Genomic DNA, 23186 nt, shown 5'->3' with positions numbered 1-23186 from the left:
AAGCCTGCCGTCGCTTCCTTCTTCTTGCAAAGCCCGGCCGCGGGCGCCAGCATCCGGGGCCAGGGCCGCAGCCACCAGCGAAAGGGCAGACGATGCAATCCGACAGACCGGCGGCGATGCGGCCCGGACCGCACAACCTTCTGACCGATGTGCCGGGGCTGATGGTGGGCCACGCAAGCTGCGCGCGGCTGCGCAGCGGCGCCACTGTTGTCGTGGGACAGGATCGATTCACCGCCGCCGTTCACATCGCCGGCGGCGCCCCCGGCACGCGCGAGACCGACCTTCTGGCCCCAGACAAGCTGGTGCGCCAGGTCGATGCACTGGTGCTGTCGGGCGGCTCTGCCTTCGGGCTGGACGCGGCGTCGGGCGTGATGGACGGGCTGAGGCGGGCCGGGCGCGGCTACCGGGTCGGCGCGCAGATTGTGCCGATCGTGCCGGCCGCGATCCTTTTCGACCTGGGCAACGGCGGCGACAAGGACTGGACCGCCAACCCCTACCGCGACCTGGGGCTGCAGGCGCTGGAGGCCGCGTCGACCGACCTCGCCACCGGCAGCGTCGGGGCCGGCGCCGGGGCCACCACCGCCAACCTGCGGGGCGGGCTTGGATCGGCCTCACTCGTGCTGGAAAGCGGGGTCACGGTCGCCGCTTTGGTGGCGGTCAACGCCTTGGGGCAGGTGACAGTGGGCGACGGGCCCGAGTTCTGGGCCGCCCCCTTCGAGATGGGGGCCGAGTTCGGGGGGCTGGGGATCGGGCACGGCCACGACCCCGCCGCCCCGCCCCGGATCAAGGGCGTCCGCCCCGGCGAGGCGACGACCATCGCCATTGTCGCGACCGACGCCGACCTCGACCAGGCCCATGCCCAGCGCGTTGCGGTCGCCGCCCATGATGGCATGGCCCGGGCTATCGTGCCCGCCCATACGCCGCTGGACGGCGACCTGGTCTTTACGGCGGCCACCGGCGCGCGGCCACTGACCGACCCGGTTGCCGAGACCCTTGCGATCGGCCACGCGGCCGCCTGCGTCCTGTCGCGCGCCATCGCCCGCGCCGTTTTCCAGGCCGACCCCTCGCCCGAGGGGATGCCCCCCGCTTGGTGCGAGAGGTTCGGCGCCCGGTGATGGCGCGCTAGGCCAGGATCGCGGCGACCAGATCGCTGTCGGGATCGGCCAAGGGCTCGATCACGTCGAAATGGTGCCGGCCGGGCGCGATATGCAGCTGTGCCGCCGGCCAGGCCTCGGCCAGCCAACGGGCCTGATCGACGAAGGCCGGCAGCTCCTCGGCTCCCACCCAGACGGTGGTGGGCGTGCCCTTGGCCGGTTGCAGGGCCGGGCTTTCCCTCAGCGCCTCGTCAGCATCCAGACGCAGGGTCTCGTTGATCGTGGTTTCCAGCAGGGGCCGCAGGTCCGAGACGGGGGAGATCGCCACGATGCGGCGCAGCCGGGCGACCACCTCGGGCGCCAGGTCCAGATCGGCGCACTCCATGCGCGCAACCAGGTGGCCGCCCGCGCTGTGACCCACCAGGATCAGCGGTCCGCCGGGCACCATCGCCGCCGCCGCCGCGACCGCCCGGGCAACCTGGCCGGTGATCTCGGTAATGCGGGCCTCGGGTGCCAGCACGTAGGAAGGCATCGCCACAGCCCAGCCCCGCGCCGTCAGACCCGCCGCCAGATGCGAGAAATATCCCCGGTCGAACCGCCGCCAGTAGCCCCCGTGGACGAAGACAACCAACCCCTCGGCTCGACCGGCCGGCAGGAACAGGTCGAAGCGCTCGCGTTCATGGGTGCCATAGGGCTGGTTGAGGCGCGCGCGGCCCAGCGCGGCCTCGATCCCGCGCCATTCGGGCGCGGCATCCTGCCAGCCTTCGATGATGGCGTCGGCCTCGGGCACGTGGCCGTGGTTGTCGTAGGCTTCGTCGTTCCGCATGGGCATTGTCCTTCGCTTCGGGCCGCTGCATGATGCGCGCAAACGGCGCCGCGCAGTCCCGCGCCACCATGCAACCTGCCCAGAGGATAAGCCAGATGCTGGACGAGACCACCGACCTCAAATCGATGCTGAGCGATCCCGACCTGCTTCGCGAGACGGCCCTGATCGCCGGCGAATGGGTCGGCGCATCCGACGGTGCCACCTTCGAGGTGACCAACCCCGCCCGTGGCGATGTCATCGCTCGCGTGGCCGACCTTGGCCGCGCCGACGCCGCCCGCGCCATCGAGGCCGCCCGCATCGCCCAGAAGGAATGGGCCAAGCTGACCGGCAAGGAGCGCGCCGCCATCCTGCGCCGCTGGTACGAGCTGACGATCGAGAACGCCGAGGACCTCGCGATCATCATGACCGCCGAGCAGGGCAAGCCGCTGTCTGAATCCCGCGCCGAGGTGACTTATGGCGGCTCGTTCATCGAGTGGTTCGGCGAAGAGGCCAAGCGCATCTACGGCGAGACCATCCCCGGCCACCAGCGCGACAAGCGCATCACGGTGATCCGCCAGCCCATCGGCGTAGCCGCCGGCATCACGCCCTGGAACTTTCCCAACGCGATGATCGCCCGCAAGGTGGCACCTGCCCTTGCCGCCGGCTGTTCCTTCGTGATCCGCCCCGCGTCGCTGACCCCGCTGTCGGCGCTGGCGATGGCGGTTCTGGCCGAACGCGCGGGCGTGCCGTCGGGGGTCTTCTCGGTCGTGACCTCGTCGCGCTCCTCCGAGATCGGCAAGGAGTTCTGCGAGAACCCCACCGTGCGCAAGCTGACCTTCACCGGCTCGACCGAAGTGGGGCGCATCCTGCTGCGTCAGGCCGCCGATCAGGTGATGAAATGCTCGATGGAGCTGGGGGGCAACGCGCCCTTCATCGTCTTCGACGACGCCGATCTGGATGCCGCCGTCGAGGGAGCCATCGCATGCAAGTTCCGCAACAACGGCCAGACCTGCGTCTGCGCCAACCGGATCTACGTGCAGAAGGGTGTCTATGACGAGTTCGCCAAGCGCCTGCGCGTCGCGGTCGAGAAGCTGAACGTCGGGGACGGCCTGACCACCGGCACCGACCTTGGCCCGCTGATTGAGCCCGACGCCGTCGACAAGGTCGAGGATCACCTGAAGGACGCGCTGGACCGTGGGGCCGAGCTGCTGACCGGCGGCAAGCGCCACGAGCTGGGCGGCACATTCTTCCAGCCGACCATCGTCAAGGGCGTCACCCAGGACATGAAGGTCGCCCATGAAGAGACCTTCGGCCCCTTCGCCCCGCTTTTCGCCTTCGAGGACGAGGACGAGGTCATCGAGATGGCCAACGACACGATCTTCGGGCTGGCATGCTATTTCTATGCCCGCGACATCAGCCGGGTGCACAAGGTCGCCGAGGCACTGGAATACGGCATCGTCGGCATCAACACCGGCATCATCTCGACCGAGGTGGCCCCCTTCGGCGGCGTCAAGCAGTCGGGCCTTGGCCGCGAGGGTTCGAGCCACGGCATCGATGACTATACCGAGATGAAGTACATGTGCCTGTCGGTCTGATCCGCCGGACATGACGAACGCAGGCGCGCAGCCCCCGGGCGGCGCGCCTTTGCGTTTCCCTCAGAAGAAGCGGCGGTCCACCGCCTCGTGCATCTCGCTGCGGCGGCGCAGTTCGTTCGTGCGCGGAAAGATGTTCAGGTCGCTCGAGGCGCGCTTGACGATCTCGCGGTTGACCCAGCCGCGATAGCGTTTCGCCGGCGCGATCCGCAGGGCCAGCTCCAGCATCCGCCGGTCGGCGAATGGGTTCATGTAGAAGCTTTGGGCAAAGCCGTAGAGCGTGCCGCCCATGGTGTTGGGAAGAAGCTGCTCGCAGAAGGCGAAATCATAGATCCGGCCGCGCGCGTTCTCGGGCAGGGTGTCGGCCCAGTTCTGGTATTCCGGGCCCCATACCGCCAGTTGCACCGCGTCCGTGTCCGGCGTCATCCGCAGCCGCGACAGCCCGTAGCGCAGGTCGAAAGGCGCCTCGAGATTGTCGCTGTTGTACTGGTTGGCCCGCAGGATATCCATGACATTGCCGCGCAGGACGACCTCTGCCCGGGGGGCCAGATCGGCGGCGACCAGCACCGGGTGATCGCTGCCCAGCGCCTGGTAGCCGGTGCGAAAGGCGAAATCCCAGCGGGCGGCGCGCTGGCGGGCAGGCTCGAACCGGTCCTCGTGCTCGGGGGCGCGCACGTCGATTGTCTGATGCGGCTGACGCAGCTTCTTCATCAGCATCCGGGCGACCATGCAGTCGAACCCCGACATCTTGTTGATGCGGTGCGAATAGAAGGCCCGCACGTGGCCCAGATGGTCCTTGCCGCAGGCGATCAGGTTGCGGCTGTCATTCCCGCCCGAGACCGGCACCGCGCAGTCATGGGTTCGCACCAGCGCGCCAAAGACCTGGCCCAGCCGCGCGACGATCTCGTCTATGCCATCGCCGGCCTCCTCCGAGGTCGCGTCGAGGTTCTCGTCCCCCTTGGGCCAGTGCCGGTGCAGCGCGAAGCTGTCGAGGTCGAGGTAATGGTTGGGGATCATCCGCCGCACACCCACGTCGCGGGTATGGCCCAGCCCGTAGCGGTGGGTCCGGTGCAGCACCATGCGGTGGTTGAAGCGGTTGTTCTCGCGCAGCGGGCGATCCAGCGCCAGCAGCAGCGAGCTTGCGATCATCCGGTCGTCGCGGTTGCAGACGACCGACAGGTCCAGCACCGGGTCGAAATAGACCCGGCGGCAACCCGGGGCCAACATGACCACGCAATAGCGTCCGGCGATACGGGCGATCTGCGCCTCCGCACTGTCGGCGAAACCGGCCTCCCCCATCGTGGCGGCCAGGCGCAGCGCGTCGGTGATGGCGCGCCCCTCGCCCGTGACACCGATGCCGATGAAGAACCCCGCCACCTGCCCTGCCACGTCGAGCACGTCGCAGACCCGCAGCTCGGGACAATGGTGCAGGTGCCAGCCGCCCAGCGAACGCCGCGACCAGCCCCCTTGGCCGTCCTGGGGGCCGCGCTGGGTGCGGGTAAGGGCGAATTGACGGCGAAACACCGTGCCGAAATCGCGCCCGGCTTCGTCGCACAGGTTGACTGCCGCCTGCATTGGGGTCCTGACCGGTCTTTGTTTTCTGTCTGCTCTTTTCCGGCAAGCCTAACAGCCCGACCCCACGGGGGAAAGCGCGCGGGGCCGGACAGCAAAAAGGCGCGGTGGCCTGTTGCCACCGCGCCCCGGGACCTTGCGACAGAGGACGCCCGGACCAGGCCCGGGCGCCCCTGCGCGATCAGTTGACGGTTTTCTCGTCCTTTTTGGCGGCCGAGCCGTCGGTGACGGCCTTCACGTCCACATCGGCCGAGCGCGCGATCTGGATCTGGCGTGGCTTCAGGGCCTCGGGGATTTCCCGGACCAGGTCGATGTGCAGCATGCCGTCGGCATGGGTCGCACCCTCGACCCGGACATGGTCGGCCAGGTGGAAACGACGCTCGAACGCGCGGGTGGCGATGCCACGGTGCAGGTAGGTGCGGCCGGCGTCCTCCTCGGTCTCGGACTTGCGGGCCGAGACGATCAGCGCGTTCTCGCGAACCTCGACCGACAGGTCGGAGTCGCTGAAGCCCGCGACGGCGATCGAGATGCGATAGGCGTCGTCGGCGGTCTTTTCGATGTTGTAGGGCGGATAGCTGGGCTGGGCCACGTCATTGGTCAGGACCCGGTCCATCAGGTCGGCGATCTGGTCGAAGCCGACGGTCGCGCGGTAAAGCGGTGCAAAATCAAGATTACGCATGGTTTCATCCTCTTTGAGCGATGTTCATCACGGCCGTCCCTCGGGACCGGCCATTTCGTGCTGTCGGACCCTGGTGTGGCGTCCGACAGACCTGAGATAGGATCGCATTTTCGGCGTTTCAAGGGGATGGGTCTGGCCCGTCACGGACAGTCAAGCACCTGTAATCGTGACCGGAAACAGGCCCCCGCTCAGGGGCGGAGGAACTTGGCGCCGGCCTTGCGCCGCGCCTCGTCACGGGGCAGGACCTGCACCGCCGGACGGGGCCGGGAGAAGACGCCGTCGCTGGCCTCAAGCTGTGCCAGGAGGGGTGCCAGGTTGTCGCCCAAAGGGGCGACCAACGCCACGGGCGCGCCCCCCATCCTTGCCTTGGCTGCCACGATCGAGACGATCTGCGGCACGCCGCCGGGGGCAGCGAAGATGGGCGCGCCCGAGGCGCCGAAATCGATGTCGCAGGACAGAACCTGCGCCGCGTCCAGATCGCCCAGCACGTGGCACATTTCCTGCATCGACGGGGCGTCCTGCCGGTCGATGGCGTAGGAGACGACGCGCACCTCGTCACCGCGCATGGCGCCCGCGTGAATGGTAAATGGGCTGATGCCCGACTTGCGGATCGGCTGCGTCAGTTCGATCAGGGCAAGGTCGCTTGCAACCGATGCCGAGGTGTTGGCCAGTGCCGTGTCGTATTGCGGGTGCACGACGCTTCGGCGGACGCTGCGGCTGGCCTCGGCCCGGCCGCCGCGCAGGCCGGCGCGGAAGGTGATCGTGCGGTCATCAAGGCGCTTGCCGGTGTCCTGGTCATAAAGGCAATGGGCCGCCGTCAGGACCACCGTCTCCGAGATTAGTGACCCGGTGCAGAAGGTGCCGGCGCCGATGTCCAGCCGGCCCACGGCCTCGTAGCCGCGGCTCTGGTCGGCGGTCTCCATCGCCGCGAGTGGAGTGTCGTCCGCCGCAATGCGTGCGATGGCGGCCTCGGCCGCTGCATCCTCGGCGCGCCCGGTCGTTGCTTCCGCGTTAGTAGGAGCCGCCAGGCGGGCAAAGACCCCACGTTCCGCCGAACGCTCGGCGCCCTGGGCGCCGGCCGAGCCGATCGCCATGCCGAGCATCAGGCCGATCAGGATGATCGCGAGGTCTTTCATTGGGCTTCCTGCACTATGTCGCGTCACCGATGGCAGGCGGACTTGTCGGAATTATGGCCGCATCTTGTCCAACGCCGGCGGCACCGGCCCACCCGTCGCCCAGTCCAGCAATTCGACCGTATGCACGACCGGAATGCCGGTGCCGGATCCGATCTGCATCATGCAGCCGATGTTGCCGGCGGCGATCACATCGGGGTTCTTGGCCTCGAGCGTCCGAACCTTGCGTTCCTTCAGCTGGCCCGAGATCTTGGGCTGCATCAGGTTGTAGGTACCGGCAGATCCGCAGCACAGATGGCTGTCCGCAGGTTCGACCACGGTAAAGCCCGCGCGTTTCAGCAGGGTCTTGGGGTGGGTCTTGATCTGCTGGCCGTGCTGCAACGAACAGGCGGCGTGATAGGCCACGGTAATGCCTGCGTGCAGGGGAATGCCAGCGGTGGCAGGGTCGGCATTGCGCACGCCCGGCGCATGGGCCCCGTCGGTGCCGGCCACACCCTCGCGCGCCAGATTGTCCAGGGCGGCATCGCGGCCCGTCGCGGGGGCGGGCGTGCCCTCGGGCATCAGCTTCATCAGAACCTCGGAGACGTCCATCGCCAGCCCCGCCACCCGCGCCGCATCCTCGGCCAGCGGATCGTTGCGGAACATATGGCCGTAATCCTTCACCGTCGTGCCGCAGCCCGAAGTGTTGATGACGATGGCGTCCAGCCCCTTGCCGTCGATCTCGGCGCTCCAGGCGCGGATGTTGCGCGCGGCCGATCCGTGGGACAGATCGCTCTTGCCCATGTGATGGGTCAGCGCCCCGCAACAGCCCTGCCCCTCGGCGATCACCACCTCGGCGCCCAGACGGCGCAGAAGGCGGATGGTGGCATCGTTGATGTCGGTGTTCAGCGCCCGCTGCGCGCAGCCGGTCATCAGCGCGACCCGCATCTTCGGCGCGGCCTCGGGTGCGGTATCGGGCCCAGTATCGGGGCCGGCCTCGGGGGCGAAGGTCTGCGGATCGTCGTTGCGGCTGACCGGCGGGATGGTGGCCGGGGCCATGTCCAGCATGGCCCGCAAGCGCGGGTCGGGCAGCAGCCCGCGGAAGGGGCGCGCGATCTTGGCCCCCAGCAGCGCCAGCCGGAACCGGCCCGGATAGGGCAGCACATGGGCCAGCACGTTGCGCAGGATCCGCTCGGTCAGGGGGCGCTTGTAGGTCTGTTCGATATACTCGCGGGCGTGATCGACCAGATGCATGTAATGCACCCCCGACGGGCAGGTGGTCATGCAGGCCAGACAGCTCAGGCAGCGGTCGATGTGCTTGACCGTCTTCTCATCCGCCGGGCGCTGGTTTTCCAGCATGTCCTTGATCAGGTAGATGCGCCCGCGCGGGCTGTCCAACTCGTCCCCCAGGACCTGGTAGGTCGGGCAGGTCGCGGTGCAGAACCCGCAATGCACACAGGTGCGCAGGATCTTGTTGGAGGTGGCGATCGCCGGATCGGCCAGCTGCTCGGGGGTGAAATGGGTCTGCATCGGGCGTCCTTCGGGCGGTCAGGCGGTGGGCTGCGCGGAATGGCGCGGCGCGGTGGCGGGAATGGCCGGTCAGGCCATCAGGCCGGGGTTCAGCAGGTTGCGCGGATCGAACCGCTGGCGCAGGCCGGCAGCGATCCGGTCCAGGGGCGCAGGCTCCGGCTGGAACACCGGCAGCGTCTTGCGGGTCTCGGCGCTGGCGCGAACCAGGGTGGCGTGCCCTTCGAAGGGGCCCAGCCTTGCGCGCAGATCGGTGCCGGGGGCGAGTTCGGCCCAGATCAGCCCGCCGCCCCAGTCATAGAGCAACCGCCCGGCGCCAAGGCGGGTGGCGATGGCGGCGGCCTCGGTCGGGACCACCGACAGGCGCCAGACATCGCCGGGAGTGCCCGCGAAGGCTTCGGCGTCGCGCACCGATTTCCACAAGGCGGCGGAGGCTTCGGGATCGGCCTCGTCGCGCATGGGGCCCAGCGCGCCCAGCATCTCATGCAGGCGCCCGGCGCGGTATTTGACCGAATTCTCGAACCCCTCGACCCGCAGCAGGGTCAGCGGGGTGCCATCGGGGCCCTGGGGCATGTGGGCCGCGCCCGACACCTCGAAGGGCGAGGCCAGCGCGCGGCACATGGCGTCGACCGCGGATGCATCCGACAGCCCCTCGATCATCACGGTGGCCTGTGCGGCGGTGGCGGGCAGCACCTTGAAGGCCACCTGCGTCAGCACGCCCAGAGTGCCCCGGCTGCCGGCCAGCAGCTTCACGAGGTCATAGCCGGTGACGTTCTTCATCACCCGGCCACCGTTGCGCAGAACCTGGCCCTGACCATCGACGAACCGCAGGCCAATCATGCTGTCGCGGCAGGCGCCGGCCTGGATCCGGCGCGGGCCCGAGACGTTGGCGGCCGCGACGCCTCCGATCGTGGGCTCGCCCGTTGTGCCCAGCAGGGCGCGGTGGTCCATCGGCTCGAACGGCAGGCGCTGGTTCTCGGCGGCCAGTGTCCGCTCGACCTCGGCCAGGGGGGTGCCGGCGGCGACCACGAGTGTCAGCGCCCCCGGCTCGTAAAGCTCTACCCCGCTCAGGCCGGCAGTGCTGAGGACGGTGCCCGCGCCCTCGGCTGCGGTGTTGCCCACGGGGCGCGTGCCGCCGCCGCGGATCCACAGGGGCGCGGTCGCGGAACGGACAGCTTCGGCAAGCTCGGCTTCGGTCGCGGGGGTCATCATGGCGGCATCTTCTTTCGGCACGAAACAGGTCGGAGGGGCGGCCCGGCCAGCGCCCGGGGGCGGCCGGAAACGGAGGGTCAGGCGGCGCGGGAGGCTTCTCGGCGACCGGCGCTGACGCGCAGCGGGAACACCTTGGCGGGGTTCAGAAGCCAGTTCGGATCGAACACGTCCTTGACCCACATCTGCGCCTCGAGGTCGGCGGGATCATACTGGTCCAGCATCAGGTCGCGCTTTTCGATGCCGACGCCATGCTCGCCGGTCAGGCAACCGCCGACCTCGACGCACAATTTCAGGATGTCCGCGCCGAAGGCCTCGCACAGTTCCAGGTCGCCGGGCTTGTTGGCATCGAACAGGATCAGCGGGTGCATGTTGCCGTCGCCCGCATGGAAGACGTTGGCCACGTCCAGCCCGTAGTGACGCGACAGCTCGTTGATGCGCTTGAGGACCAGCGGCAGGGCCGAGACGGGGATCGTCCCATCTAGGCACATGTAGTCGTTGATCTGACCCATGGCGCCGAAGGCGGCCTTGCGGCCCAGCCAGATCGCGGCAGATTCCTCGGGCGACTTGCTTTCGCGCAGCTCCACCGGGTCATGCCGGCGGGCGATCTCCAGGATCACGGCAAGCTGTTCGTCGATCTCGGCGGGCGATCCCTCGACTTCGACGATCAGCAGCGCCTCGCACATGGGATAGCCGGCCTTGGCGAAATCCTCGGTCGCCTCGATGCAGGGGCGGTCCATGAACTCGATCGCGACCGGAAGCACCCCGGCCTTGATGATGTCCGAGACGCATTCACCGGCAACCTCGTCGCTGTCGAAGCCCATCAGCACGGGGCGCGCGCCCTCGGGCTTGTGCAGGATCCGCAGCGTCGCCTCGGTGACGATGCCCAGCTGGCCCTCCGAACCGCAGATCACGCCCAGAAGGTCCAGCCCCGGCGCATCCATGTAGGCGCCGCCCACCTGGGTCACGGTGCCGTCGGCCAGAACCATGGTGACGCCCAGCAGGTTGTTGGTCGTCACCCCGTATTTCAGGCAATGCGCCCCGCCCGAGTTCATGCCGATATTGCCCGCGATGGCGCAGGCAAGCTGGCTAGAGGGGTCAGGCGCGTAGAAGAAATCATTCTCCTCGACGGCGCCGGTTACCGACAGGTTCGTGCGGCCCGTCTGCACCCGGATCACCCGGTTGCGGTAATCGGCCTCCAGCACGTCGGTCAGGCGCGAGACGCCCAGCACGACGCTGTCGGCCGTCGGAAGCGAGCCGCCTGCCAGCGAGGTGCCCGCGCCGCGGGGCACCACGGGCACGCCTTCGGCGTGGCAGATGCGCATGACCGCCGCCACCTCCTCGGTCGAGCCGGGCAGAACCACGCAGAGGGGCGGACACTTGTAGGCGGTCAGCGCGTCACATTCGTAGGCGCGCGTCTCATGGGGTTCATGGATAACGGCCTCGTCCGGCAACACACCCTGAAGCAGCGACACCAGCCGAGATTTCTTGGCAATGATCCGGGGATCTGGGGACGGCATTTCCATGGGGCGGCTCCGGGAGGACATCACTTTGCGGTATTGGTAAGGAATTATAACCAATTTCATTTTTTGGCAAGCAGTCACGGGATCAAAACGCAGGCCATCCTACCCCCTGGACGCCAAATCCAAAGCGTTCTCATGCCTCCTTCGGCGCCGGGACGGGACCAGTCAGGGGGCAGCCGGGATCAGCGGCGCCCCTCGCGCAGCCATGCGCCAAGCATCAGCCCCACCGCCAGGAGCAGGAAGAGCCAGCCCGAGACCAGTGGCAGAAGGCGCACGTCCGTCGTCACATAGGCCCCGCGCGGGGTGATCCCCAGCCAGTTGCGGCCGGCCGCCGCGCGTCCCTCGCGCACCTGGCGCAGGGTGGGAATCCCTTCCTCGATCCGGCGGATGCCGCCGCGGCGGGCCTGGGTCAGCGGCTGCAGGGGGCCGGCGACGGCGATCGTCTCCTCGAATTCGCGCGGGGCGGCGGGGCCCAGGGCGATCACGGCCTCGCGCAGGCCCTCGGTCACCCGGTAAAGGCCCATCTGTCCGCCTTCGACCGTGGCCGTGTGCAGGCCGGGCTCGGTCTCGGACAGGTCGACCTGGCGGGTGCTGCCGTCGGGCGCGGTCACGGTGGCGGGACCCGGCGCCCCCTCGAGCATACGGCGCGCGATGTGGATGCGCTGGCCCTCGGCGCTGAGCATCAGGGCGTCTTCCTCAAGCTCGGGCTCCTTCATCATCCAGTGGGCCAGGCGGCGCAGCAGCTCCAGCTGCGGGCCGCCCCCCTCGAAGCCGCGATCCCACAGCCAGGCCTGATCCGAGGCCAGCAGCGCGACGCGCCCCTCCTCGACCCGGTCCAGAACCAGCAGCGGCCGGTCGTCGAGGCCGCGCATCACCGCATGCCCCGAAGTCTGGTCAAGCTCGACCTGGCGGAACCAGCGGCCCCAGGGCGGGGGATCGTCGCCGGTGTCGGGCGCGCGGCTCTCGGCGACATCCGCCGCGCCTGCCGCGTCCAGCCCTGCCGTCACGGGATGCCGCTGCCCGACGTCCGAGATGCGGGGCGTGAAGCCGCGCTCTATGACGCGGCTGGTGGGGCTGGCCGGCAGGGCCGCCGCCAGGGGCGAGCGATAGAGGCTGTCGGCGGTCGCGAAATCGGGCCCCGTCGCGACCAGCACCGCGCCGCCCTTGCGAACGTAATCGACCACGTTCTCCAGATAGAAGGGCGGCAGGATCCCGCGCCGCTTGTAGCGATCGAAGATGATCAGATCGAACTCGTCGATCTTGTCGAGAAACAGCTCCCGCGTGGGAAAGGAGATCAGCGACAGCTCGTCGATGGGCACGCCGTCCTGCTTCTCGGGCGGGCGGAGGATGGTGAAATGCACCAGGTCCACCGCCGCGTCGGATTTCAGAAGGTTGCGCCACGTGCGCTCTCCGGCGTGGGGCTCGCCGGACACCAGCAGCACCCGCAGCCGGTCGCGCACCCCGTTGATCTGGACCACGGCAGCGTTGTTGCGGTCGGTCAGCTCGCCCTCGGCCGCCGGCAACTCGAAGCGCAGCACGTTCAGGCCCGCGTGCGGCAGGGTCACGGGAAGTTCGATGTCGCGGCCGGTTGGGACCTGGAAGGCCAGCGGCTCGCCCCCGTCGATGGAAACGTTGACCTGCACCCGCCCGCCGCTGCCCTCGGTGGCAGGGACGGCGCCCTGATCCTCGATCCGCAGGGTCAGCACGACCTGTTCCCCCAGGATGGCGAAAGCCGGGGCGTTGCGGATCTCAAGCCGCCGGTCCCAGTCGCGGCTTCGCCCGGTCAACACCGCGTGGACGGGGGCGGGCATGTCGGGGGTGGCCTCGGTATCGTGGACCTGGCCGTCGGTGATCAGAAGCGCGCCGGCGATCCGGCCCTGAGGCTCGTTCGCGCGGGCCTCGGCCAGGGCGGCCATCAGGCGCGTGCCCGCGTCCCCCGCCCCGTCGCGCAGGGTGGTGCGGCGCAGCTCGGTATTGGGCAGGGCGGCAACGCGGCGGGCCAGCTCCTCGGCGGCGGCGGCGGTCTGGTCGGGGCGATCCGACAGCCCTTGCGAGGCGGTTTCGTCCACCACCATCAGCACGATGTCGGAAAGCGGCGCGCGGTTCTCGCTTTGCAGCGAAGGGTTGGCCAGCGCCACCAGCAGCAGCGACAGGCCCAGCCCCCGCAGCCACCAGCCCGGCAACCCGCGCCACAGCGCCAGCCCGACCATCAGCGCCGACAACAGACCCGCGCCGGCCAGCAGCGCCCAGGGCACCAGCGGAGAGAACAGGATCGTCTGGGTCATTGGCCCAACCTGTCCAGCAGGGCCGGCACGTGTACCTGGTCGGATTTGTAGTTCCCGGTCAGCACATGCATCAGCAAGTTCACCCCGAAGCGAAGCGCCATCTCGCGCTGACGCTCCCCGGCAAAGCCCGAGCCGACGCGGAACATCCGGTTGCCGCCGGCGTCGATTGCCCAGGCCGCAGCCCAGTCGTTGCCGCCGATCACCACCGGCGTCACCCCGTCGTTGAGGTTGCGGAAGGGCATGCCCTCGGCCTGTTCGGCATCGGGGGGCGCGGCCTCGACCCAGACCGGGCCGCCGGCGTGCCGGCCGGGAAAGTCCTGAAGCAGGTAGAAGGTGCGGGTCAGCACGTGATCGCGGGGCAGCGGCTCCAGCGGGGGCACGTCGAGGGGGGCCGCGATCTGCTGCAGGCGGCGCCCCTCGGGCGTGGCGGAGCCGAAGCCGCCGATATCGGCATCACGCGTGTCGAACAGGATCATGCCCCCCGACCGCAGGTAGCGGTTCAGCCGCCCGTAGGCCGCCGGGCTGGGCAGGGGCTGACGCGCTGTAACGGGCCAGTAGAGGAAGGGAAAGAACGCAAGCTCGTCCCGCTCGACGTCCACGGCGATGGGGTCCGCAGGCTCAATGGAAGTGCGCTGAAACAGGGTCTGGGAAAGGCCGCTCAGCCCCGCCCTGGCCACCTCGTCCACGCGGGTGTCGCCGGTCAGCACATGGGCCAGCACCACCTCGGAGGTGGCGAGGATGGCGCGGCTATCGTCGGTTGCGACCTCCCGATCCGGCGTGGCTTGGGCACGAAGCATCGCAGGCTCGCCACCCAGGCCCGCCACCAGGGCGATCAAAAGCGCGCCCGTGCGGCCGATCCCGCGCCCCAGACCGGCGCCGCCCGCCCCGCCAAGCCGCCCCCCGATCCAGAGCGAGGCCAGGACATCGGCCAGCAGCAACAACAGCGCCGCCAGCAGGAAGGGGGCCTTCAGGTCCCGCTCCGCCCCGCCGCCCAGCCCTTCGACGCGGACGCCGGCGGGCCATGCCACGGGGGCAAGCGGCGTCTCGGCGCGCACGGCGTTGACGGCGATGCGCCGGTCCCCGCCCGCGTAAAGGCCAGGGGGCATGTCCGGGCCGGTGATGCCCCCGGCGATGCGCGCGCCCTCGACACCGGCCGCATCGCCGCCGTCGCGCTTCTCGCCGAAACCGTCCAGCAGGATCTCGGGGCTCCAGGTGGTGCCCTCAAGCTCGGACGCATCGGGTTGGCTGGGCCGGGTCGAGACCGCCAGCCGCTCCAGCATCTGCACGAAAAGGCCCGACAGCGGCAGGGTCGACCACTCGGCGTTGGCCGTGACATGGACCAACACCACCTGGCCCTGCCCCACCGGCTTGCGGGTGACCAGGGGCGTGCCATCCTCCAGCGCGGCGATGACGCGGCGGGGAAGGTCGGGATCCGGCTGGGCCATCACCTGCGCGTTGACGCGCACCTCCTCGGGGATCTCCAGTCCGAAGAAGGGGCTTTCGCGGTCGAAGGCGCTCAGGGTCTTGGGTTTGCCCCAGCTCATGGCGCCGCCGACGGTGCGCCCGCCGACCCGAAGGCGCACGGGCAGGAACGGATCCTCGGCATCGCGCGCCACGTCCGAGGCGGCCAGCCGCGGCCCGGCAAAGCGCAGAAGCAGGCCGCCCGCCTCGATCCATTCCTGAAGGGCGGGGGCGTCCCCCTCGGGGATGCGGGCGACATCGGCCAGGATGATGACATCGGGATTGGCCAGCAGCATGTCGCCCAGAGTGCCGTCGATCAGGTCGGCGGTGGGTTCCAGCGCCTGGCGCAGGTAATGAAGCGGCGCCAGCAGTTGCAGCGCCTCGCGCGCGTCACCACCGGCCAGCATCCCCACTTCGCGGCGCTTGAGGGCGTCGTCAGTCAGGCTGACCGCCCCGGCCGAACGCTGCCCGTCCAGCTGGAAGCGGGTGATGCGGTTGCGCAGCTCGGGGGGCAGCGCCAGGGTCACGCCGGCCCGGTCCTGCCCGGCCTCGAAGGCGGCGATGCCGGTGGCGAGCGGCCGTTCGACCCCGCCGGGATCAAGGCCGAAGCCCGTCACCCCGACCTCGGCCGCCTCGGTCGGATGCAGCCGACGGACGGTCAGCCGGATCGCGCCCGCGTCGAATTCCGGCGGGTCCAGAACCTGAACGTTGCGCCCCGACTCAAAGACCGTCACCGTCCCCCGGGCCGACAGGGCCGAAAGCGCGGCGCGCCGGCCGTCGCGGGCCAGGCCGTCCGACAGCCAGAACGTCTCGAACCTGAGGGGTGCGGCGCCGCGCCCGTCCTCGCCGGCGGCGGGGTCAAGCCACTGGGCCAGCGCATCGCCGCTGTCGTCTCCGGGCAGCCACGGGTTCGGCACCAGCCCCGCCAGGCGCTTGCGCCAGGCTTCGGCCGACTGGAACTCGGGCCCGCCCACGGGCAGGTCTGTCAGCAGGGCCATTGCCACCGGGCGCCCGGCGCGGCCGGCCTCGGTCAGAAGCCCTTCGATCCGGTCCAGCCGGCGGTTCCAGTCGGCGGCATCGGCCCAGCTTCCGTCGGCCAGGATCAAAAGCGGCCCCTGCCCCGTCCGCTGGGCCTGAGGGTTCAGAACCGGGCCAGCAAAGCCCACGATCAGCGCCGCCACCGCAAGGCTGCGCAGCAGCAGCAGCCACCACGGGGTACGATCCGACTGGCTTTCGTCGTCGCGCAGGCCCAACAGCAGGGCGATGCCGGGAAAGCGCCGCCGGATCGGCGCCGGCGGCACCGCGCGCAACACCAGCCACAGCACCGGCAGGGCCAGCAGCCCCAGCAGCAGCCAGGGCGACGCGAAACCGATGGCGCCGATCGCCCCCATCAGCGCACCCGTTCCAGCGCGCCGTAAAGCCACAGAAGCGCCGCCTGGGCGCTGTCACCCGTGTGATGGAGCCGGTAGCGCCAGCCGGTATCGTGGGCCAGGTCCGCCAGGAGCGCCTTGCGCTCGGCCAGCCGCTCCAGATAGCGCCCGCGCAGGCCCGAGGCCTTGAGTGTCTCGTGCCGAAGCTGGCCGGACATGCTTTCGAATATGGTGCGGCCCTGGAAGGGAAACGCCTCCTCGACGGGGTCGAGCACCTGGAGCAGCACGCCCGACACGCCCCGGTCCGCGGCCTGGCCGACCACCTGGCGCAGCCGTTCGGGATCGCCCAGGAAATCCGACACGAAAAGGGCGCGGCTGCCGGTGGGGATGGCCCGGGCGGCAGGGGTGGCGTGATCGCCCGGCGGGCTGTCGGCGACAAGCGCCCGGGCCAGGCGCAGAAGCTGCGTCTCGCCGGTGCGGGGCCGCTCGGCCATGCCCAGCAGGCCTACCCGTTCGCCTCCCCGGATCAGCAGGATGGCGGCGGCCAGCGCCAGCAGCCGCGCGCGGTCGGACTTGGCGGGGCGGTCGGGATCGCCGCTGAAATCCATCGAACGCCCGTCATCGACCCACAGCATGACGCTTTGCGCCGCCTGCCACTCGGTCTGGCGGACGAAGGCCTGCCCCTCGGAGCGGGCCGACCGGCGCCAGTCGATCTGGCGGGCGCCGTCGGAGACATTGGCCGGGCGGTATTGCCAGAACTCGTCCCCCGCCCCGGCGCGGCGGCGTCCGTGGGCGCCCAGGATGACCGTCGCCGCCAGTTGCCTCGCATCGGCAAGCAGGGCGGGAAAGGCGCCGGCCGCGGCCTCCGCGTCCGAGCGCAGCCCCTTGTGGGACACCGTCCCTGCGGGCGCGGAGCCGGTGGAAGTCTCGGGGGGGAGGTCGGGGGTCAAGCCGCGTCCTCGGCCCGGCCGATACGGTCGCTGACCGAGGCGATGACCTGGGCCAGGTCCTGACCGCGGGCGCGGGCCGCGAAGCTGAGGGCCATGCGGTGTTCCAGCACCGGGCGCGCCAGGGCCACCACATCCTCGACCGAGGGGGCGAGGCGGCCGTCGAGCAGGGCGCGCGCGCGCACCGCCAGCATCAGCGCCTGGGCCGCGCGGGGACCGGGGCCCCAGCTGACGGTCTCGCGCACCAGTTCGGGGGCGTCGGCCTCGCCGGGGCGGCAGGCGCGAACCAGGTCCAGAATGCTGTCGACGATCGCGTCGCCGACCGGCATCTGGCGCACCGTCCGCTGGGCGGCGATCAGGCTTTCGGCGTCGAAGACGGGGGTCGCCGTTGCCTCTTCGGTGCCGGTGGTGGCCAGCAGGATCGCGCGCTCGGTCTCGCGGTCGGGGTAGTCGACATCGATCTGCAGCAGGAAACGGTCAAGCTGGGCCTCGGGCAGGGGATAGGTGCCCTCCTGCTCGATCGGGTTCTGGGTGGCCAGCACGTGGAAGGGACGGCCAAGGGGGCGTTCCTGGCCCGCGATGGTGACGTGCTTTTCCTGCATCGCCTGCAACAGCGCGGCCTGGGTGCGGGGCGAGGCGCGGTTGATCTCGTCGGCCATCAGAAGCTGGCAGAAGACCGGCCCCTCGAGGAAGCGGAAGCTGCGGCTGCCGTCGGCGGCAACGTCGAGGATCTCGGAGCCGAGGATGTCGGCGGGCATCAGGTCGGGGGTGAACTGGATGCGGTTTCCGTCAAGGCCCATGACAACGGCCAGGGTCTCGACCAGGCGGGTCTTGGCCAGGCCCGGCAGGCCGATCAGCAGCCCGTGGCCGCCGCAAAGCAGGGTCGTGAGCGCCAGGTCGACCACCTGTGGCTGGCCGATGACCCGGGCCGAAATGCTTTGCCGCGCGGCCGCCAGCTTCGCCCCGAGGGCCTCGATATCTTCCAGCAGCTCTTGGGGATCGGCCATGACAACGCTCCTGTGCGGGTTATATTGTCCATTAGAGCCAGATATGGCGGTGCTGACAAATGGCAAAATCCATGAGCGGACAAAACATCGTTACACCCTCGGCCGAAGGCCTGGCCCGCGCCGCCCGCGCGGCGGCCAAGCATGACCGGCTTCCGCCCGTGCACCAGTGGAACCCGCCCTTCTGCGGCGACCTGGACATGCGCATCGCCCGTGACGGCACCTGGTTCTACCAGGGCACGCCCATCGGACGGCCCGAACTGGTGCGCCTGTTCTCGACCATCCTGCGACGGGATGGCGAGGATTATTTCCTGATCACCCCGGTGGAAAAGGTGGGCATCACCGTCGATGACGCGCCTTTCGTGGCGGTGGATTTCACCCGCGAGGAGGGGCCCGATGGGCCGGTCCTGACCTTCCAGACCAACGTTGGCGACCGCTGCGCGGCCGGACCGGCCCACCCGATCCGCGTTGCCCACGACCCCGAAAGCGGCGAGCCCGCGCCCTATGTGCTGGTCCGTGACCGACTGGAGGCGCTGATCGACCGCAAGAGCTTCTACCGGCTGGTCGAGATCGGCGAGCATGCCGAGCATGAGGGCCGGTCGTGGTTCGGCCTACGCTCGGGCGGGGGGTTCTTTCCGATCCTGCCGTCGGAGCGGGTCTAGGGGCGCGCCGCCGCCTTCGGCGAGGATATTTTCACGACAATGAAGCCCGGGGAGCGGGCGCAGGCCGGGGAGCGTTCTTCGGCGCCTCTCAGTGCGCTTCGGCCCAGTTGGCGCCCTGGCCCGCGTCGACGATCAGCGGCACGGAAAGGTCGACGACCGGCGCGTGGGCGTTTTCCATCACCTGGCGGGCCCGGTCGATCAGGGTGTCGACGGCGCCTTCATCCACCTCGAAGACCAGTTCGTCGTGCACTTGCAGCAGCATGGTGGCGGGCAGCCCTTCGATCGCGGCGGGCATGCGGGTCATGGCGCGGCGGATCACGTCGGCGGCAGTGCCCTGAATGGGTGCGTTGATCGCGGCGCGTTTGGCAAATCCCGCGCGCGGACCCTTGGCGCCGATCTCGGGCGTGTGGATGCGGCGGCCGAAGAGGGTGCGCACATACCCGTGTTCCTTGGCGAAGGCGACGGTGTCGTCCATGTATGTGCGGATTCCGGGGAAGCGTTCGAAATAGCGGTCGATGAAGCCCTGAGCCTCTTCGCGGGGGATGCGCAGGTTGCGGGCAAGGCCGAAGCCCGAGATGCCGTAGATGACGCCGAAGTTGATCGCCTTGGCCTGGCGGCGGATCATCGGGTCCATGCCTTCGAGCGGCACGCCGAACATCTCGGAGGCGGTCATGGCGTGGATGTCGAGCCCGTCGCGGAACGCCTCTTTCAGCGCCGGGATGTCGGCGACATGGGCGAGGATGCGCAGCTCGATCTGGCTGTAGTCGAGCGAGACGAGCCGCTTGCCGGGGGCGGCGACGAAGGCTTCGCGGATGCGGCGGCCCTCTTCGGAGCGGACGGGGATGTTCTGCAGGTTCGGATCGGTCGAGGCCAGCCGCCCGGTCGAGGCCCCGGCAATGGAATAGCAGGTGTGCACCCGGCCCGTTTCCGGGTGGATATGGGTTTGCAGCGCGTCGGTGTAGGTGGATTTCAGCTTGTCGAGCTGGCGCCAGTCGAGCAGGCGGCGGGGAAGCTCGTGTTCCGTCGCCAGATCTTCCAGGATGTCGGCGCCGGTGGCATAGGCGCCTGACTTGCCGCGTTTGCCGCCCGGCAGGGAGAGATGGTCGAAGAGCACCTCGCCCAATTGCTTGGGAGAGCCCAGCTTGAAGGGCATGCCCGCCATCTCGTGGACCTCGGCCTCGAGCGCGGCCATCTTCTGCGAGAAGGCGTTGGACATGCGGCTCAGCACGTCGCGGTTGACCAGGATACCGGCGCGTTCCATCCCGGCGAGGACCGGCACCAGCGGGCGTTCCAGCGTCTCGTAGACGGTGGTGACCGAGGAGCGGTGGAGCAGCGGCTTGAAGTGGCGCCAGAGGCGCAGGGTCACGTCGGCATCCTCGGCGGCGTAGGCGGTGGCCTTGTCGATCGGCACCCGGTCGAAGGTGATGGCCGATTTGCCACTGCCCAGCAGGGGTTTGATCGGGATCGGCGTGTGGCCGAGGTATCGATCGCAGAGCGTGTCCATGCCGTGGCCGTGCAGGCCCGCATGAAGCGCGTAGCTCATCAGCATCGTGTCGTCGATCGGCGCCACGTCGATGCCGTTCCGGCCAAGGATCTTGGCGTCGTATTTCATGTTCTGGCCGATCTTGAGGATGCCGTCATCCTCGAGCACGGGGCGCAGGGCGCCCAGCGCCTCGGCCATGGGGATCTGGCCCTCGGCCAGGGCGTCCGAGCCGAAAAGATCGTCCGCCGCCGCCGCGCGATGGGTCAGCGGGATGTAGCAGGCCTGCCCCGGCTCCACGCAGAGGGAGATGCCCACCAGCTCGGCGCGCATGTCGTTGAGCGATGTGGTCTCGGTGTCCACGGCAACGTGGCCGGCGGCGCGGATGCGGTCGATCCAGACCTGAAGCGCGGCCAGATCGCGCACGCATTCATAGGCAGAGGCATCGAATGGAAGCTGGGCCACGGCGGCCCCGGGGTGCGCCGCGTCGCCCGCGTCCCGGGACGGGGCGGCGATTTCGGGCGCCGGCGGGGCCTCGACGCCCAGGGTCTCGGCGACGCGGCGGGTGACGGTGCGGAACTCCATCTCGTTGAGGAATTCCAGCAGCGTATCGGGCACCGGGTCGCAGACCTCGAGGTCGTCGAGGGTGAAGTCGAGCGTCATGGAGCAGTCAAGCTGCACCAGGCGGCGCGAGAGGCGGATCTGCTCGGCGAATTCGACCAGGGTCTGGCGGCGCTTGGGCTGCTTGATCTCCTCGGCCCGCTCGAGAAGGCTTTCCAGATCGCCGTATTCGTTGATGAGAAGTGCTGCGGTCTTGACGCCGATGCCGGGGGCGCCGGGGATGTTGTCGACGCTGTCGCCGGCCAGGGCCTGAACGTCGACCACCCGCTCAGGCGGGACACCGAATTTTTCCTGAACGCCGTCGCGGTCGATGCGGCGGTTCTTCATGGGATCCAGCATCTCGACCCCGTCGCCGACAAGCTGCATCAAGTCCTTGTCCGACGAGACGATGGTGACACGGCCGCCGAGGTCGCGGGCCTGACAGGAGAGGGTGGCGATGATGTCATCGGCCTCGAACCCCTCGACCTCCTTGCAGGCGATGTTGAAGGCCTCGGTCGCGCGGCGGGTCAGCGGGATCTGGGGGCGCAGCTCCTCGGGCATGGCCTCGCGGTTGGCCTTGTAGAGGTCGTACATCTCGTTGCGGAAAGTCTGGCTGCCCTTGTCGAAGATCACCGCGACATGGGTGGCGGCGTCGGGGCCACTGTTGTCCTGGACATACTTGAACAGCATGTTCACGAAGCCCGAGACCGCACCCACCGGCAACCCGTCGGACTTGCGCGTCAACGGCGGCAGCGCGTGGTAGGCACGGAAGATGAAGGCCGAGCCGTCGATCAGGTGAAGATGGTGGCCCTTGCCGAAATTCATGCCTGTGTCCCCCGGACTGGTGAATGTCTGCGCATCCGCGCGCGCCCGGGCACAGCCGGGCCCGGTGCCCTTCATCTGCGGGCTGTCGCGGTGAAGGTCAAGCAAAGGCGCGGATCGGGCGATGCCTGCCGGACCCCGGCCCGGCTGACGCGCCCCCTGCCCGCCCGGGCCTAGCCCTTCTTGGGCGGCACCCGGCTGACGTGGATGAACCGCTTGTCGCAATAGCCGCATTCGACCTCGCCACTCTCGTGCGAGAGCGACAGCCAGACGCGGGGATGGCCAAGCGGCCCCTCGCCTCCATCGCAGGCCACGCGCCAGGCTTCGGTGATCTCGGTCTCGGGGGCGTCGATGGTCATTCCTGCGGCTCCGGTGTTGTCGGCTCGGTCCGGCCGGTCTAAGTGGTCGGCCTGGGCACCCGGCGCGATGCGGGGTGCAATCCTGGCGGATCATAACGCAGCGCGCCGCGCGGGCAAGAGGAGAGGACCCTCAGTGACACAGAACGCGATCGAGATCACCGGCCTGCGCAAGACCTACGCTGGCAGCGGCAACCAGGAACCGAAACTGGCGCTCGACGGGGTCGACCTGACGATCCCCGCGGGCACGATCTTCGGCCTGCTGGGACCAAACGGCGCCGGGAAGTCGACGCTGATCAACATTCTGGCCGGGCTGGTGCGCAAGTCGGCCGGCAGCGTGCGGATCTGGGGGTTCGACCAGGACGTGAACCCGCGCCAGTCGCGGGCCTCGATCGGGGTCATGCCGCAGGAGTTGAACATGGACCCGTTCTTCACCCCGCGCGCCGCGCTGGAGGTGCAGGCCGGTCTTTACGGCGTGCCCGCCTCGCAGCGGCGCACCGACGAGATCCTGCGGGTCATCGGCCTGGAGGACAAGGCCGACGCCTATGCGCGGTCGCTTTCGGGGGGGATGCGCCGCCGGCTTCTGCTGGGCAAGGCGCTGGTTCACCAGCCCCAGGTCCTGGTGCTGGACGAGCCCACCGCCGGGGTCGACATCGAGCTGCGCCAGATGCTGTGGCAGAACGTGCGCCGCCTCAACCGCGAGGAGGGGCTGACCGTGATCCTGACCACCCACTACCTCGAGGAGGCCCAGGAGATGTGCGACGAGATCGCGATCATCGACCGGGGCCGCAAGATCGTCCAGCAGGACACCGCCTCGCTGGTGGGACGGCTGGACGCCAAGACCCTGATCATCACCCCCGAGGGCGGGGCAGAGGATGCGCCCGCGATCCGCGTGCCCGACGGGGTCGAGATGAGCCGCCGCGCCGACGGCGCCCTGGCTTTCGCCTATCGCCGGGGCCAGATTACCGTCGCCGGCATCCTGGCCGCCGTGCAGGAAGCCGGGATCACCATCCGCGACATCGCCACCCAGGAACCCGACCTGGAGGACGTGTTCCTGGACCTGACCGCGCATCGCGAGGGCTGAGG

The 23186-nt window shown here is 69.5% G+C and carries 17 protein-coding genes; 4 read left to right on the top strand and 13 right to left on the bottom strand.

What is annotated here, in order from left to right; translation table 11 throughout:
- Positions 1-116: 116 nt before the first annotated feature.
- Positions 117-1115 (top strand): P1 family peptidase, encoded by a 999-nt coding sequence (locus CLV77_RS01265; RefSeq protein ID WP_076979614.1) that lies wholly within the window; start codon positions 117-119, stop codon positions 1113-1115.
- A 7-nt stretch (positions 1116-1122) separates the two neighbouring features.
- On the opposite strand, the gene CLV77_RS01260 is transcribed toward CLV77_RS01265, so the two are convergent.
- Positions 1123-1920, bottom strand: a complete 798-nt coding sequence (locus CLV77_RS01260; RefSeq protein ID WP_076979615.1) for an alpha/beta hydrolase — start codon at positions 1918-1920, stop codon at positions 1123-1125.
- A gap of 95 nt (positions 1921-2015) precedes the next feature.
- Between CLV77_RS01260 and CLV77_RS01255 the strand changes: the two genes are divergently transcribed.
- Positions 2016-3494 (top strand): NAD-dependent succinate-semialdehyde dehydrogenase, encoded by a 1479-nt coding sequence (locus tag CLV77_RS01255; RefSeq protein ID WP_076979616.1) that lies wholly within the window; start codon positions 2016-2018, stop codon positions 3492-3494.
- A 60-nt stretch (positions 3495-3554) separates the two neighbouring features.
- Here CLV77_RS01255 and CLV77_RS01250 read toward each other — a convergent pair whose 3' ends face one another.
- From CLV77_RS01250 to CLV77_RS01205, 10 genes are all read right to left on the bottom strand, one after another.
- Complete coding sequence (locus CLV77_RS01250) at positions 3555-5066, bottom strand: hypothetical protein (RefSeq protein WP_076979617.1); 1512 nt, start codon at positions 5064-5066, stop codon at positions 3555-3557.
- Between the two features lie 178 nt (positions 5067-5244).
- Positions 5245-5742 (bottom strand): Hsp20 family protein, encoded by a 498-nt coding sequence (locus CLV77_RS01245; RefSeq protein WP_076979618.1) that lies wholly within the window; start codon positions 5740-5742, stop codon positions 5245-5247.
- 188 nt (positions 5743-5930) lie between these two features.
- The gene (locus CLV77_RS01240) at positions 5931-6878 is read right to left on the bottom strand and encodes a trypsin-like serine peptidase (RefSeq protein ID WP_233128096.1); all 948 of its coding nucleotides are present in this window, start codon (positions 6876-6878) and stop codon (positions 5931-5933) included.
- Between the two features lie 51 nt (positions 6879-6929).
- Positions 6930-8384, bottom strand: coding sequence for a heterodisulfide reductase-related iron-sulfur binding cluster (locus tag CLV77_RS01235; protein WP_076979619.1), 1455 nt, complete (start codon positions 8382-8384; stop codon positions 6930-6932).
- A 69-nt stretch (positions 8385-8453) separates the two neighbouring features.
- Positions 8454-9590 (bottom strand): FAD-binding protein, encoded by a 1137-nt coding sequence (locus tag CLV77_RS01230; RefSeq protein WP_076981060.1) that lies wholly within the window; start codon positions 9588-9590, stop codon positions 8454-8456.
- An 80-nt stretch (positions 9591-9670) separates the two neighbouring features.
- A complete protein-coding gene (locus CLV77_RS01225) occupies positions 9671-11116 on the bottom strand; it encodes an FAD-linked oxidase C-terminal domain-containing protein (protein ID WP_076979620.1) in 1446 nt (481 codons plus the stop codon).
- A gap of 179 nt (positions 11117-11295) precedes the next feature.
- Positions 11296-13398 (bottom strand): hypothetical protein, encoded by a 2103-nt coding sequence (locus tag CLV77_RS01220; protein ID WP_076979621.1) that lies wholly within the window; start codon positions 13396-13398, stop codon positions 11296-11298.
- A complete protein-coding gene (locus CLV77_RS01215) occupies positions 13395-16250 on the bottom strand; it encodes a DUF4159 domain-containing protein (RefSeq protein ID WP_076979622.1) in 2856 nt (951 codons plus the stop codon). Before CLV77_RS01215 ends, CLV77_RS01220 begins: the two co-directional genes overlap by 4 nt.
- Complete coding sequence (locus CLV77_RS01210; protein WP_076981061.1) at positions 16250-17125, bottom strand: DUF58 domain-containing protein; 876 nt, start codon at positions 17123-17125, stop codon at positions 16250-16252. The genes CLV77_RS01215 and CLV77_RS01210 overlap by 1 nt, the downstream gene beginning before the upstream one ends.
- Positions 17126-17175: 50 nt before the next feature.
- A complete protein-coding gene (locus CLV77_RS01205) occupies positions 17176-18183 on the bottom strand; it encodes an AAA family ATPase (protein WP_076979623.1) in 1008 nt (335 codons plus the stop codon).
- A 71-nt stretch (positions 18184-18254) separates the two neighbouring features.
- Between CLV77_RS01205 and CLV77_RS01200 the strand changes: the two genes are divergently transcribed.
- Complete coding sequence (locus CLV77_RS01200; RefSeq protein ID WP_076979624.1) at positions 18255-18842, top strand: DUF1285 domain-containing protein; 588 nt, start codon at positions 18255-18257, stop codon at positions 18840-18842.
- A gap of 88 nt (positions 18843-18930) precedes the next feature.
- Here CLV77_RS01200 and polA read toward each other — a convergent pair whose 3' ends face one another.
- Both polA and CLV77_RS01190 read right to left on the bottom strand, forming a co-directional pair.
- A complete protein-coding gene (gene polA / locus CLV77_RS01195; protein WP_076981062.1) occupies positions 18931-21747 on the bottom strand; it encodes a DNA polymerase I in 2817 nt (938 codons plus the stop codon).
- Positions 21748-21917: 170 nt separating this feature from the next.
- Positions 21918-22103, bottom strand: coding sequence for a zinc-finger domain-containing protein (locus tag CLV77_RS01190; protein WP_076979625.1), 186 nt, complete (start codon positions 22101-22103; stop codon positions 21918-21920).
- A gap of 133 nt (positions 22104-22236) precedes the next feature.
- Here CLV77_RS01190 and CLV77_RS01185 point away from each other — a divergent pair, with 133 nt between their 5' ends.
- Positions 22237-23184 (top strand): ABC transporter ATP-binding protein, encoded by a 948-nt coding sequence (locus CLV77_RS01185; RefSeq protein WP_076979626.1) that lies wholly within the window; start codon positions 22237-22239, stop codon positions 23182-23184.
- Positions 23185-23186: the final 2 nt, after the last annotated feature.

The organism is Brevirhabdus pacifica (assembly GCF_002797755.1).
Taxonomy (GTDB): domain Bacteria; phylum Pseudomonadota; class Alphaproteobacteria; order Rhodobacterales; family Rhodobacteraceae; genus Brevirhabdus; species Brevirhabdus pacifica.
This window is presented reverse-complemented; position numbering and strand designations above follow the sequence as displayed.